Below are 13,161 nucleotides of genomic sequence, written 5' to 3'. Positions count from 1 at the left end.
AAAGTTTCTTTCCTTGACAGTCAGAAACCTAGACAGGAAGCGGCGTGCGGCCGTTAAGGCGCTCCGAAAGACCCACAGATGCAGCAGGAGAGCCAAAATTCCGTCGAATTGGTCAGGAGGCACCGACGGGAGCGGTGCGAGGCCGGCCGCCGCCGAGCCAGAGCCCGAGGCTCACGATGACCACCGGGTCGAACACGGGCGGCGTGAAGACCAGGCCGGGTGCGGACGACGAGGCGGTCAGCCAGTCCGTGCCCGCCGTGAGGGCAACCCCGATCGCCGCCACGACCATGGCCGCCGGCACGGCCCAGGGGCGCGCGAGCCGAAACACGACCAGCCAGACCACGACTACGGGCACCGCGAGCAGCGGCTGTTGCACGGATGCCGTCACCGGCGCCAGGCAGATCGGGAACAGGATGCCCGCGAGCATGGCACTCGCGATCGTCTTGGGGATGCTGGTGATGGCCCGCCCGAGCGCCGACCACAGCCCGCTCAGCACGATCAGGGCCCCGCAGACGAGGAACGCGCCCGCGGCGGCGGCGAAATCGTTCGTGGTCTCCCCCGCCGCTATGAGCAGAGCCGCGCCGGGGGTGGACCAGGCGAAGGAGATCGGCATCTTGAAGTACCACGGCAGCAGCACACAGGTGATCCCGACCAGCAGGCACAGGGCGAGCAGTCCGGAGGCGGCCTGGGCGTCGTTCGCCCCGACCGCCTGCAGCCCCGCGATGACGAGCACGAACGAGCTGGCGAAACCGGTGATGGCCGCCACGACGCCGGCGAAGAGGGGCTGGTACTCGGATCTCCGGCGTCAGAGGGAGGCGGGGCTGCGGGCGGCGGGGCTGCGGGCGGCGGGGCAGTGGGTGGCGGGGCAGCGAGGCAGGGAAGAACCGAGGTTAGGCGGACTTCTCCACCCGGCGGGGCTTGTGCAGCACGATCGTCGGTTCGGCGTTGTCGAGAACCGCGGCCCGGGTCACGACTACCCGCGCAACCTCGGAGCTGGACGGCACCTCGAACATGATCGGCCCGAGAACCTCTTCCATGATCGCGCGCAGACCACGGGCACCGGTCTTGCGGAGCACCGCCAGGTCGGCGATGGCCTCGAGGGCCGGCTGCTCGAATTCGAGTTCGACGCCGTCGAGTTCGAACATGCGCTGGTACTGGCGCACGAGGGCGTTCTTCGGCACGGTCAGGATCTGCATCAGCGCCACCTGGTCGAGCTGCGTGACCGTCGTGACCACGGGAAGCCGGCCGATGAACTCGGGGATCAGCCCGAACTTGTGCAGGTCTTCGGGCAGCACCTCGCTGAACAGGTTGACGTCGTCGCCCTTGCTGTGGAGGGGCGCCCCGAAACCGATGCCCTTCTTGCCGGCCCGGGTCGAGATGATGTCGTCCAGGCCCGCGAAGGCGCCGGCCACGATGAACAGCACATTGGTCGTGTCGATCTGGATGAATTCCTGGTGCGGATGCTTGCGGCCGCCCTGCGGCGGGACCGACGCCACGGTGCCCTCGAGGATTTTCAGCAGGGCCTGCTGCACACCCTCACCGGACACGTCGCGGGTGATCGAGGGATTCTCGGCCTTGCGGGCGATCTTGTCGATCTCGTCGATGTAGATGATGCCGGTCTCGGCGCGCTTGACGTCATAGTCGGCCGCCTGGATCAGCTTGAGGAGGATGTTCTCCACGTCTTCGCCGACGTAGCCGGCCTCGGTCAGGGCCGTCGCATCCGCCACGGCGAAAGGCACGTTGAGGCGCTTGGCCAGGGTCTGCGCGAGATAGGTCTTGCCGCACCCGGTGGGGCCGATCAGCAGGATGTTCGACTTGGCGATCTCGACATCATCGTGGATGGCGTCGGCGGCCGTGAGGGTCGCGCGGGAACGCACGCGCTTGTAGTGGTTGTAGACGGCGACGGCCAGGGCGCGCTTGGCTGCTTCCTGCCCGATGACGTATTCCTCGAGGAAGCCGAAGATCTCTTTCGGCTTGGGCAGTTCAAACTCGCCGGCACCCTCTTCGGCGCCGGCTTCGGCCAGGCGCTCCTCGATGATCTCGTTGCACAGTTCGACGCATTCGTCGCAGATGTACACGCCGGGGCCCGCAATGAGCTGCTGGACCTGCTTCTGGCTCTTCCCGCAGAAAGAGCACTTCAACAGGTCGGCGCTTTCGCCTATTCGGGCCATCCGTCAGCCTCCTCCATCGATTAGCTGCCTTGACTGATTAGCTGCATTGAGCCTAGCTTGTGCCTGTGACGCTGGGGTGCAGGCTACGCGGATGCGTCGGATAACGATCCCGGTGCCCGTGGGGCGGGAGGGTCCCGATGTGCCGAACGCGACGGATGCCCGGCGAACCTGCCGCCGGGCATCCGTCGCGTTCATGTTCTGTGCCTTATTTGACGAGCGTCGGCACGTTTTTGCGGCTGGTCAGGATCTGGTCGATCAGGCCGTACTCGAGCGCTTCGGCCGCGCCGAGGATCTTGTCGCGGTCGATGTCCTTGTGAACCTGCTCCGCCGTGCGGTTGGAATGGTGGGAGATGGTGAATTCCAGCCACTCACGCATCCGCTGGATCTCGGCGGCCTGGATCTCGATGTCGGATGCCTGCCCGCCTCCCTGACCGCCGGCCGAAGGCTGATGGATGAGGATGCGCGCGTTCGGCAGCGCGAGACGCTTTCCGGGCGTTCCACCGGCAAGCAGCACCGCAGCGGCGGAGGCCGCCTGGCCGAGGCAGACCGTCTGGATGTGCGGCCGGATGTACTGCATCGTGTCGTAGATGGCCGTCATCGCGGTGAAGGAACCACCCGGGGAGTTGATGTACATCACGATGTCGCGATCGGGGTCCTGGCTCTCCAGCACGAGAAGCTGGGCCATGACGTCGTCGGCCGAGGCATCGTCGACCTGCACGCCGAGAAAGATGATGCGGTCCTCGAACAGCTTCGCGTAGGGGTCCTGACGCTTGTAGCCGTAGGCGGTGCGCTCTTCGAACGTGGGGAGGATGTAGCGGGCCTCGGGCGACTGCGGGGCGCGGCCACCGGCCTGGTGACCAAAATTCGTGAATTCCATGTCGTTTCTGCCCGTCCTACTTCTTGTTCACTGAGTCGTCGGTGCCGCCGCCGCCGACCACATCCGACGCGAATTCGCGCAGGTGGTCGACGAAGCCGTATGCTACGGCCTCCTGGGCGGTGAACCAGTTGTCGCGGTCGTTGTCGATGAGGACCTGCTCGACCGACTTGCCGGTCTGCTCTGCCGTCAGTTCGGCCATCCGCTTCTTCATGTCCAGGATCACCTTGGCCTGGGTCTGGATGTCGGCGGCCGTGCCACCGAAACCGCCGGACGGCTGGTGCAGCAGGACGCGGGCGTTCGGGGTGATGTAGCGCTTGCCCTTGCTACCGGAGGACAACAGGAACTGGCCCATCGACGCGGCAAGGCCGATGCCGACGGTGACGATGTCGTTGGGTACGAACTTCATCGTGTCGTAGATCGCCATCCCAGCCGTGATCGAGCCACCGGGCGAGTTGATGTACAGGAAGATGTCCCGCTCCGAATCCTCTGCGGCCAGCAGCAGGATCTTGGCACAGATCTCGTTGGCGTTCTCATCCCGAACCTCGGAACCGAGCCAGATGATGCGGTCTTTCAGCAGTCGGTCAAAAACGCCGGGTGTAGGTGTCATATCGGCCATGTCGCGCTCCGTTTCACTTGTCGCTTCAGATTGAATCTATAGGAGCCAACGCTCCGGAACTGCTGTGTTCGCCCTCGGCAGATAACGCGCCGCGCCGGGCCGCCCCGCCGGGCCCCGCGCATCCGTGCTGCCGGACCCCGCGCATCCGTCGCTCTGAACCAATTCGACGGAGATCCTGCTCTAAAAACCCCGAATACGGCCCAAACCAGTCCAGAACCGGAGAATCTCCGTCGAATTCGTCAGGGCAAACGCGAAACGGGCCGGATGTCTGTGACATCCGGCCCGTCGGCGCGCGTGAGCGGGGGTGGTGCTACTCCTTGGCGGCGGCGGCCTTCTTCTTCGCCGCTGCGGCCTTGGCCTTGGCGGCCTTGGCAGCCTTTGCCTTGGCGGCCTTGGCCTCGGCGGCCTTGGCCTCGGCGTCGGCCTCGGCTGCGACGGCCTCGGCGTCCGAGTCGTCTTCCTCGATCTCGTCGTCTTCGTCTTCGTCCTCGTCCGGGACGGCGACGAACTCGGACAGGTCGACGGCGTTGCCGTTGGTGTCTACGACCTCGGCCTTGCCCAGGGCGATGGCGAGGGCCTTGTTGCGGGCGACCTCGGCCACCATCGACGGGATCTGGCCGTTGCCGCTGAGCGCCTGGACGAACTCGCTCGGGTCCATGCCGTACTGGCTGGCACCCTGGATCAGGTACTGAGTCAGCTCGTCCTGGCTGACCTGGACCTTCTCGGCCTCGGCGATCGTGTCGAGCAGGATCTGCTGGCGGAAGGTCTTCTCGCTGGATTCGGTGACCTCGGCGCGGTGCTCGACGTCTTCGAGGCGGTTCTCGCCCTCGAGGTGGCGACGAACCTCGTCTTCGATGATCGCGGTCGGGATCGGGACCTCGACCGACTCGAGGAGCTGCTCAACGAGCTTCTCGCGAGCCTGCGTGCCCTGGCCGAAGACCTTGGAGCGCTCGACGTTGACCTTCAGGCTGTCGGTGAGCTCGGCGATGGTGTCGAATTCGCTGGCGATCTGCGCGAAGTCGTCGTCGGCGGTGGGAAGCTCACGCTCCTTGACGGCGATGACGGTGACGGTGATCTCAGCGGTCTCGCCCTCGTGTTCGCCGCCCATGAGCTTCGAGTTGAAGGTGGTGGTCTCGCCGGCGCTGAGGGAGTCGAGCGCCTCGTCGATACCGTCGATGAGGTCGCCGGAGCCGACCTCGTAGGAGATCCCGCTGGCGTTGTCGACCTCGACGCCGCTGATCGCGGCGATCAGGTCGATCTGGGCGAAGTCGCCCGTGGTGGCGGGGCGGTCGACGGTGATGAGCGTGCCGAAGCGGCTGCGCAGGTTGTCGAGCTCCTCGGCGACCTCTTCGTCGGACACCTCGACGGCGTCGACGGTGAGCTTCAGGCCGGAGTAGTTGGGCAGGTCGATCTCGGGGCGCACGTCAACCTCGATGGACAGCTGCAGGTCTCCGGAGAAGTCCTTGTCGCTGGGCCATTCGACGATGTCGGCCTCGGGGCGGCCGAGGGGGCGCAGCTTGTGCTCGGTGACCGCGGTGCGGTAGAAGCCGTCGAGGCTCTCGTTGACGGCGTGCTCGAGCACGGCCGACTTACCGACGCGCTGGTCGATGATGGCGGGCGGAACCTTGCCCTTGCGGAAGCCGGGAATGTTGATGTCCTCGGCGATGTGACCGTAGGCGTGGGTGATGCTGGGCTTCAGCTCCTCGGGAGTCACCGAGATGGTGACCTTGGCGCGAGTGGGGCTCAGCTTTTCTACCGTGGACTTCACGTGGCAATCTCCTGTGTTCGACCGATGTATGGGGGGATGATGGTCGGGGCGACAGGATTCGAACCTGCGACCTCTCGGCCCCAAACCGAGCGCTCTACCAAGCTGAGCTACGCCCCGGACACTGTCTCAACCCGGTGGTGCCGTCCGCGAGGCGTGCAAGGATCGCACTTCACGCAGAATGACCTCGGTTAGTCTACTGCACGGGCCGGATGTCGCGGGTCCCCCTGTGCAGCGAGCACCCGCCAACGTGTACTACGCTGTGTGAGTGCGCGGGAGACTGCGCTCGGGGGATGTAGCTCAATGGTAGAGCCTCAGTTTTCCAAACTGATGGCGCGGGTTCGATTCCCGTCATCCCCTCCACAACATCGCTCACTTCAGGCCGAGTCCGTCCAGCGTCTGGCGCAGAGTCGCCGCCGAGTGCTCGAACAGTTCCTGCTCCTTCTCGCTGAAGGGCACCTCGATCACCCGAGAGACCCCGTCGGCGTTGATCACGCTCGGCACCGAGAGGGCCACGTTGCTGACGCCGCGGTAGTCGGTGAGCACCGAACTCACGGGCAGCACGGCGCCCTCGTCACGGAGCACGGCCTCGACGATCCGGGCGCCGGACAGCCCGATCGCGTAGTTGGTCGCGCCCTTGCCCTCGATCACCTTGTAGGCCGCGGACTTCACACTCTCGGTGATCGCGTCGAATTCCGATTCGGAGAAGGGAACCAGGCCCTTCGGCGAGATCGCGTCCTGAACCCACTCGGCCATCGAGATCGGGCCGATCCGGGCCTGGGACCAGAGTGGGAACTCCGAGTCGCCGTGCTCGCCGACGATGACCGCGTGCACATTGGCGATCGCGACCCCGACCCGGTGCGCCAGCATCCAGCGCAGCCGTGACGAGTCCAGGACCGTGCCGGAGCCGAAGACCCGCGAGGCCGGCAGCCCGCTGAACTCGCGTGCCGCGTAGGCCAGCACGTCGCAGGGGTTGGTGACCAGCATGTAGATGGCGTCGGGGGCGCGCTCGACGAGTTTCGGCATCAGTTCCCGCAGGATGCCGACGTTGACACCGGCCATCTCGAGCCGGGACTGGCCCGGGTGCTGCCTCGCGCCGGCGGTGATGACGACCATGTTCGCCCCCGCGATCGCGTCGAGGTCGCTGCCGCCGGCCACGCAGGAGGCACCGGTGAACTGGGTGCCGTGGGCCAGGTCGAGCACCTCGGCCTCGACCTTGGGCCCGTTGATGTCGTAGAGCACGACTTCGCGCGCCGATTGACGGATCAGGGAGGCGTAGGCGAGGGAGGACCCCACCGCTCCCGCTCCGATGATGGCCAGCTTGGAATTCTCGATCACGCTCATGGGTCAAGTCTGCCCCTTCCGGGGCCCGTGTCCCATTCCTCGGCAGGCGAAATCAAGCCCCGGTGCCGCGGGACCAGCACTCGCGGCGCAGGTTGTGGCTCGCGGCTCAGGTTGGAACCTGCGCCCGCTGCCACAACCTGCGCCGCGACCCGGGCGCCGGCCCCGGGCCGGACGGTCAGAGCCGGTCGTGCGTGAACCGGCCGGCCAGCAGCGTGGCGGCCACGGGCATCCGTCGGAGGTCGCCGACGGAGGCGACGAACGGGTCGGTCTCGCACACGGCGAGGTCGGCGACGTCCCCCACCAGCACGCGGTGCCGGCCGCGCGCGGACGCGGCGAGCGCCGCCTGCCGGGAGATCGCCTGCTCGGCGTGCCAGGGTTCGCGCCCGTCGCGGGTGCGGCCGACCGCAGCGGCCAGGCTCACCCAGGGGTCCAGCGGCGCCACCGGGGCGTCCGACCCGAGCGCGAGGGTCGCGCCGGCGCGCAACAGGCTGGCCAGCACGAAGGCCCGGTCGGTGCGGCCGGCCCAGTACCGGTCGGCGACGTCGCGGTCGTCCAGGGCGTGCTCGGGCTGCACACTGGCCACCACGCCCAGCCGGGCGAAACGGGCGATGTCGGCGGGGGCGAGCAGTTGCGCGTGCTCGATGCTGCCCGAGCAGCCGAGCCGTTCGAAGGCGTCGAGCGCGAGGCTGTTCGCGTGGTCGCCGATGGCGTGCACGGCGGGGCGGATGCCGGCCTCCGTCGCCACCCGCAGGTGGTCGAGCAGTTCCTCGGGCGGCACGTTGAGCGACCCGCGCGAGCCGGGCTGCCCCTCCAGGCCGGGGTACTCGTCGAAGCAGAAGGCGGTGCGGGTGTTGAGCGACCCGTCGGTGATGACCTTGTAGGGACCCACCGTGAGGAGCCCACCGGTCCCCGCGATCACGTCCCCGCTGCGGAGTCCCTGCTCGACCGCCCGGCCGAGCTGCGGGGTGTAGATGCCGAACTCGACCCGGAGCGCATCCGTGCCGGCCTGGATGCGGCGCCGCCACGTGTCGAGGTTCCAGGCCATCTCCATCTCGACGATGCCGACGACCCCGCGGGCCGCCGCGGCCCGGGCCGCGGCGTCCGCCCACCCGTCCATCACCCGGTCGGGCACCGCGGCCAGCGCCCGCACCACGGCGAAGCAGTCGTCCTCGCGGAGCAGGCCGGTCGGATGGTCGGCGAACCCGTGCTGCGCCAGCGCGGCCGAGTTCAGCCAGCAGGAGTGCAGGTCGCCGCTGATCAGCACGGCCGGCACGGGGCCGGTGACCGCGTCGAGCGTGGCCCGGGCCGGGACATCCGGCCAGAGGCCGTCCCTGAACCCGAAACCGACCAGGCCCTCGCCCGCCGCCAGGTCCGGCACGCGCGCGGCGACCAGGGCAGCCACCTCGGCGGCGCTGCCGGCGCCGGATAGGTCCAGCCGTCGCGCGGTCTGCGCCCACTGGCTGAAGTGCACATGATTGTCCCAGAGACCGGGGATCAGCCACCGTTCGGCGAGATCCACCGCACGGATGCCGGGTCCCACCATTCCGAGGTAGCCGATCCGCCGGATCCGGCCGTCCACGATCTCCACGTCGACCCGTTCGTCGCTGCCGGGAAGCCGGGCGTTCCGGAGCACCAGCGACTCGGAGTCCCCGGGCGTCACCGGTCGTGTCCCTGCGGGCCGGACGGCTCCGCGCCGAGGGGCGCGTAGGTGACGGGCGGAACCGGGTCGTGCACGCGGCGCATCTCGGCGGCGAGCGCCGGGCTCGCGTAGGGGCCGTCCCCGTCGAGTTCGGCCAGGATGCGCGCCACCGTCTCCGCCGGCTTGTTCTGGCTCAGCTTGCTCTTCGCACTGAGGCGGCTCACCCGGAGCCGGAAGCCGACCGTGCCGCCGACGATGCGGGCGGCGTAGGCGGAGCTCGCGGGCGTGCCGTTGAGGCGACGCGGCTCAGGCATCCGTTCTTCGAAATGGTCGACGAGCCGGTCGAGCACGCGCAGGTTCTCCTCGTCGCTGAGCAGCTCCGGGGTGCCGTGCAGGTGGGCGGTGACGAAATTCCAGGTCGGCACGGCCGGGGTGGGGGCATCCGCGGGCCCGTCGTACCAGCCCGGGGAGATGTACCCGTGCGGGCCCTGGATGATGACCAGCAGTTCGTGCCGGCCGAGTTCGTGCAGCGCCTCGTCGGGCCGGCCGACATGGCTGAGCAACACGATGCCCTCGGCGTCCTCGTCGAGGATCACCGGGTAATGCGACGCCACCAGCTCGCCCGCGGAGGTGTGACTGATCATGCTCGCCCACGGGTTCTCGCGGATCAGGCGCTTGACCTCATCCGGATCGTCGAGGGCGAAACTGGGATTGTGTCTCATCGGGCTCCCGTTCGGTGGGGCTGCGGGCCGGGGGTCAGGACTGGCACCGCGGGCACCAGTAGAGCTTGCGGGCGGCCATCTCCTCCAGGGTGATGTGCGTGCCGCAGATCCGGCATGGCAGCCCTTCGCGTTTGTACACCCAGTGCCGGTCGGCCCGGTTGCGCATGGCGAGAACGTAGTCTTCGTCGCCCAGGTCGTCCATCGTCATCATCTGGCCGGTGGAGACGCCGATCTTCAGCAGGTGGGCCCAGTCCCGCCAGAGGGCCCGCGCCTGCTCGTCGCGAAGCGACTTCCCGGGGGCGTATGGATTGATGCCCGCCCGGAACAGGAGCTCGGCGCGGTACACGTTGCCGATCCCGCTGACCACGGATTGGTCCATCAGGAGCCGGCCGATCGGCGTCGGTTTCTTGCGCACCGCGCTGACGAAGCGCTCCTCCGCGGCGGCGCCGTCGTCGAGCATCGGGTCAGGGCCGAGCCGGTTCATCGCGACCTCGACCTGGTCGGGGCCGAGCACCTCGCAGGCCGTGGGCCCGCGCAGGTCGGCCACGACGTCGTCGGCGAGCAGGCGAACCCGAACCTGGCCGATGGGGTCGGGCGGGAAACCGTCGGGTTCGACGCTGACCTTCTCGGCCTCCGCCATCCGCAGCCGGGTCAGCCGGGGAGCGCCGATACTGCGCACCGAGTTCTCGCCGGCCGAATCCAGAACGGCGTCGCCGGTGCCGCGCATGCCGGTCTGGCCCATGCGTCCGTTGGCGGATGCGACGGTGGCGTCCACCTGGATGTCGCCCGCGAAATCCCACGCACCGTAGAGACCCAGGTGCACGCGCAACCACAGCCCGTTGTCGAACTCCAGGAACATTTGCTTACCGACGGCGCGGGCATCCGTCATGGAGTGACCGTCCAGCCGGGCCGCGCCGTCCACGAAGCGGCCCTGCGGGGACGACAGCCGGATGCGCTTGCCCACGAAATTTCGGGCGAACTGGCGCGCGATCCGGTGGACGGAATGACCCTCGGGCACGGTTAGCTTGAAAGAGGCGTGCCGTTGATTGTGCAGGTCGTTTCGTACTCCGCCAGCTGGGAGATCCGGCGCACATGGCGCTCGTCCCCGGGGAACGGCTCCGCGATGAAGGCGTCGATGAAGTCGGTGGCATCCTCGATCGTGTGCTGGCGGGCGCCGATGGAGATGACGTTGGCGTCGTTGTGCTCGCGGGCGAGACGCGCCGTGTTGAGGCTCCAGACGAGAGCGGCTCGAATCCCCTTCACCTTGTTGGCCGCCATCTGCTCGCCGTTGCCCGACCCGCCGAAGACGATGCCGAGCGCCTCTACGCCCTGCGTGAGGTCGGTCACGACGGCCTCGGCCGCGGTGATGCAGAACCCGGGGTAGTCGTCGAGGGCGTCGTAGCTCACCGGGCCGTGGTTCACGACTTCGTGACCGGCAAGGGTGAGGTGCGTGAGCAGGTGGTGGCTGAATTCGAGGCCGGCGTGGTCAGTGGCGATGTGGATGCGCATGATCCAATTCTATTTACTCGGCCGCGAAGACGGGTCCGCGGGTGCGGGTGCGCTTCATCTCGAAAAAGCCCTCGCAGCCGGCGACGGCCACCACGCCGTCCCACAAGGCCAGCGCCTGGTCGCCGGTGGGCGCGGGCGACACGACCGGGCCGAAGAAGGCCACGTCGTTGACGGAGATGACGGGGGTGCCCACATCCTGCCCCACTCGCTCCATGCCGTCGAAGTGGCTGGCGCGCATCTGCACGTCGTATTGCTCGCTGTCCGCCAAGGCGGCGAAGGCGACCGGCAGGCCCACTTCGGCGAGCGCCGCCGGGATGACCTCGTCGGGGTTCGAGCTGCCGCCCGGGTGGATGCGCGCGCCGAGGGCGTCGTAGAGAGCCTTGACCGTCTGCTGGCCGTGCAGTTCCTGCGCGGCCTGCACCAGGCGGGTGTATTTGAGGGCCCGCGGGAAGAACTCCCGGTACTCCTCTGACACGTCCTGATCCTCGTTCAGGACGGCGAGGCTCATCACCTTCCACTCGACGTCGAAACCGCGCAGGGCGGCCACCTCCCCCACCCAGCGGGAGGTCATCCAGGCCCAGGGGCAGGAGGGGTCGAACCAGAACTTCACGGAGTCAGCCATGGTGCCAGCCTAAGCGCCGATTGACTCGAGAACGGGCGACGGAGACCCCACGTAAACCCCTGTCCAGGGCGGGTATCCCAAACGAAATGTCTGGTTGAGGCCACTTTTCGGCTAAAATCGTACGTTATGCCCGGAAGCGGGCCGCAACTTTTCATCGAAAAATGATCTCCACGAGAGAAGCTCCAATGCTCAGAACGACAAGCACGACCGATTCGAATGCCGGTGCGGATCTCACCGCCGGCAAGGCGAAGAAAACGCTCCTCAAGCGCCGCTTAAAAGTGTCCCACGTCAACGTGGTCGACCAGTCGAGACTGAAGAAGGCCCTCGGCGGCACCATCGTCGGAAACACGATGGAATGGTACGACGTCGGCGTGTTCGGCTACCTGATCACGACGATGGGCCCGGTGTTCCTGCCCGAGGCCGACAAGACGGTGCAGACCCTCTTCCTGCTCGGCACCTTCGCCGCGACCTTCATCGCCCGCCCGCTCGGTGGCGTCTTCTTCGGCTGGCTCGGAGACAAGATCGGCCGCCAGAAGGTGCTGTCGATGACCCTGATGCTGATGGCGGCATCCACTTTCGCGGTGGGCCTGCTGCCCAGCTACGCCCAGGTCGGCATGCTCGCCGCGGCGTTGCTCGTCTTCACCAAGCTCGTGCAGGGCTTCTCCACCGGCGGTGAGTACGCCGGTGCGACCACCTTCGTCAGCGAGCACTCGCCCGACAAGCACCGCGGCTTCTTCGCCAGCCTGCTCGACATGGGCAGCTACCTCGGCTTCGCCATCGGCGCCGCGCTCGTCTCGATCCTGCAGGTGACCCTGGGTCAGCCCGTGATGGAAGACTGGGGCTGGCGCATCCCGTTCCTCATCGCCGGACCGCTCGGCCTGATCGCCATCTGGTTCCGCCTCAAGATCGAGGAATCCCCCACCTTCCAGGCCACCCTGGATGCCAAGGAGCTGGCTGCCACCGACCCGTCGTTCACCGACGAGTCCGCCGCGTCGAACGGCCCGGTCAGCATTTTCAAGAACCACTGGCGCGGCATCATCGTCGCGATGGTCCTCGTTGCCGCGGCGAACACCCTCGGCTACGCCCTGACCTCCTACATGCCGACGTACCTCACCGCCACCAAGGGCTACGACGAGCTGCACGGCACACTGCTGACCATCCCCATCCTCGTGATCATGTCGTTCTGCATCCCCCTCGCCGGCCGACTGTCGGACAAGATCGGCCGCCGCCCGGTGCTCTGGATGGGCGCCGGTAGTGCCGTGGTGCTCTCCATCCCCGCGTTCCTGCTGATCGGTGTCGGTGAGATCTGGTCGACGCTGCTCGGCCTGGCCCTGATCGCCCTGCCCGTCACGTTCTACGTCGCCAACCTGGCCTCGGCCCTGCCGGCGCTGTTCCCGACCGAAAGTCGTTACGGCGCCATGGGCATCGCGTACAACTTCTCGGTCGCCATCTTCGGCGGCACCACGCCGTTCATCATCGCGGCGCTCATTGCCGGGACCGGGAACGACATGATGCCGGCCTACTACCTGATGGGCACATCCGTCGTCGGTGGAATCGCGATCTTCTTCCTGCGCGAGTCTGCCGGACGCCCGCTGCTGGGCTCGATGCCCAGCGTGAATTCGGTCTTCGAGGCCCGCGAGCTGGTCGCCAACCAGGACGACAACCCCGACCTGGACACCGACGAAATGCCGTTCGACGAAACGTATGAGCCGGCCACCTCGTCGATGGACCTGTCCTCGCTCGCGACGGAACTCGACTCCACTCCTGCGCCGGAGACCCTGAAGGTCTAGCCACACCCGCTCCACCAGCTCGCTTCACCGCTGTTGCCCGGACGGACAACAGGTGCCGCTACACCGGCACCAGTTGTCCGGCCGGGCAACAGTCGTCTCAGGGGGC

Annotated in this window: 11 protein-coding genes, 2 tRNA genes and 1 pseudogene; 2 read left to right on the top strand and 12 right to left on the bottom strand. The window is 67.6% G+C overall.

All coding sequences use genetic code 11. The annotated features are described in order from the left end of the window. Positions 1–112: 112 nt before the first annotated feature. From E3T37_RS09725 to E3T37_RS09700, 6 genes and pseudogenes are all read right to left on the bottom strand, one after another. Positions 113–769: pseudogene (locus E3T37_RS09725) on the bottom strand (benzoate/H(+) symporter BenE family transporter); the annotation flags it as partial. A 121-nt stretch (positions 770–890) separates the two neighbouring features. Beyond that, the gene (gene clpX / locus E3T37_RS09720) at positions 891–2,171 is read right to left on the bottom strand and encodes an ATP-dependent Clp protease ATP-binding subunit ClpX (RefSeq protein ID WP_134366583.1); all 1,281 of its coding nucleotides are present in this window, start codon (positions 2,169–2,171) and stop codon (positions 891–893) included. 205 nt (positions 2,172–2,376) lie between these two features. Then, entirely contained in the window at positions 2,377–3,048 is a 672-nt protein-coding gene (locus E3T37_RS09715; RefSeq protein WP_134366582.1) for an ATP-dependent Clp protease proteolytic subunit, read from the bottom strand. Between the two features lie 16 nt (positions 3,049–3,064). Next, the gene (locus tag E3T37_RS09710; RefSeq protein ID WP_134366581.1) at positions 3,065–3,664 is read right to left on the bottom strand and encodes an ATP-dependent Clp protease proteolytic subunit; all 600 of its coding nucleotides are present in this window, start codon (positions 3,662–3,664) and stop codon (positions 3,065–3,067) included. A 310-nt stretch (positions 3,665–3,974) separates the two neighbouring features. After that, complete coding sequence (gene tig / locus E3T37_RS09705; protein WP_166806088.1) at positions 3,975–5,432, bottom strand: trigger factor; 1,458 nt, start codon at positions 5,430–5,432, stop codon at positions 3,975–3,977. 40 nt (positions 5,433–5,472) lie between these two features. Beyond that, positions 5,473–5,549 (bottom strand) — tRNA-Pro (locus E3T37_RS09700). A 169-nt stretch (positions 5,550–5,718) separates the two neighbouring features. Here E3T37_RS09700 and E3T37_RS09695 point away from each other — a divergent pair. Next, positions 5,719–5,792, top strand: a tRNA-Gly gene (locus E3T37_RS09695). A gap of 9 nt (positions 5,793–5,801) precedes the next feature. On the opposite strand, the gene E3T37_RS09690 is transcribed toward E3T37_RS09695, so the two are convergent. The 6 genes from E3T37_RS09690 to E3T37_RS09665 form a co-directional block, all read right to left on the bottom strand. Then, positions 5,802–6,773, bottom strand: a complete 972-nt coding sequence (locus E3T37_RS09690; RefSeq protein ID WP_134366580.1) for an L-lactate dehydrogenase — start codon at positions 6,771–6,773, stop codon at positions 5,802–5,804. 175 nt (positions 6,774–6,948) lie between these two features. Then, positions 6,949–8,433, bottom strand: a complete 1,485-nt coding sequence (locus E3T37_RS09685) for an amidohydrolase (protein ID WP_198416033.1) — start codon at positions 8,431–8,433, stop codon at positions 6,949–6,951. Next, the gene (locus tag E3T37_RS09680) at positions 8,430–9,134 is read right to left on the bottom strand and encodes an FMN-binding negative transcriptional regulator (RefSeq protein WP_134366579.1); all 705 of its coding nucleotides are present in this window, start codon (positions 9,132–9,134) and stop codon (positions 8,430–8,432) included. Before E3T37_RS09680 ends, E3T37_RS09685 begins: the two co-directional genes overlap by 4 nt. 34 nt (positions 9,135–9,168) lie before the next feature. Next, positions 9,169–10,152: an Fpg/Nei family DNA glycosylase gene (locus E3T37_RS09675; RefSeq protein ID WP_134366578.1), complete on the bottom strand. Its 984-nt coding sequence runs from the start codon at positions 10,150–10,152 to the stop codon at positions 9,169–9,171. Between the two features lie 2 nt (positions 10,153–10,154). Then, positions 10,155–10,643 carry a ribose-5-phosphate isomerase gene (locus E3T37_RS09670; protein WP_134366577.1) on the bottom strand — a complete coding sequence of 163 codons (489 nt, stop codon included), beginning with the start codon at positions 10,641–10,643 and terminating at the stop codon, positions 10,155–10,157. A 13-nt stretch (positions 10,644–10,656) separates the two neighbouring features. After that, positions 10,657–11,265, bottom strand: coding sequence for a disulfide bond formation protein DsbA (locus E3T37_RS09665; RefSeq protein ID WP_134366576.1), 609 nt, complete (start codon positions 11,263–11,265; stop codon positions 10,657–10,659). Between the two features lie 185 nt (positions 11,266–11,450). Between E3T37_RS09665 and E3T37_RS09660 the strand changes: the two genes are divergently transcribed. Further along, positions 11,451–13,055, top strand: a complete 1,605-nt coding sequence (locus E3T37_RS09660) for an MFS transporter (protein WP_174235682.1) — start codon at positions 11,451–11,453, stop codon at positions 13,053–13,055. Positions 13,056–13,161: the final 106 nt, after the last annotated feature.

The sequence above is a fragment of the Cryobacterium sp. TMT2-10 genome, assembly GCF_004403075.1.
GTDB lineage: Bacteria > Actinomycetota > Actinomycetes > Actinomycetales > Microbacteriaceae > Cryobacterium > Cryobacterium shii.
The sequence above is the reverse complement of the archived record's forward strand: the minus strand, read 5'-3'. Positions and strand labels throughout refer to the sequence as shown.

Coding starts and splice junctions, on each gene's coding strand:
- clpX (WP_134366583.1), bottom strand. CDS start 2,171: ATGGCCCGAATAGGCGAAAGCGCCGACCTGTTGAAGTGCTCTTTCTGC.
- E3T37_RS09715 (WP_134366582.1), bottom strand. CDS start 3,048: ATGGAATTCACGAATTTTGGTCACCAGGCCGGTGGCCGCGCCCCGCAG.
- E3T37_RS09710 (WP_134366581.1), bottom strand. CDS start 3,664: ATGGCCGATATGACACCTACACCCGGCGTTTTTGACCGACTGCTGAAA.
- E3T37_RS09690 (WP_134366580.1), bottom strand. CDS start 6,773: ATGAGCGTGATCGAGAATTCCAAGCTGGCCATCATCGGAGCGGGAGCG.
- E3T37_RS09680 (WP_134366579.1), bottom strand. CDS start 9,134: ATGAGACACAATCCCAGTTTCGCCCTCGACGATCCGGATGAGGTCAAG.
- E3T37_RS09670 (WP_134366577.1), bottom strand. CDS start 10,643: ATGCGCATCCACATCGCCACTGACCACGCCGGCCTCGAATTCAGCCAC.
- E3T37_RS09665 (WP_134366576.1), bottom strand. CDS start 11,265: ATGGCTGACTCCGTGAAGTTCTGGTTCGACCCCTCCTGCCCCTGGGCC.
- E3T37_RS09660 (WP_174235682.1), top strand. CDS start 11,451: ATGCTCAGAACGACAAGCACGACCGATTCGAATGCCGGTGCGGATCTC.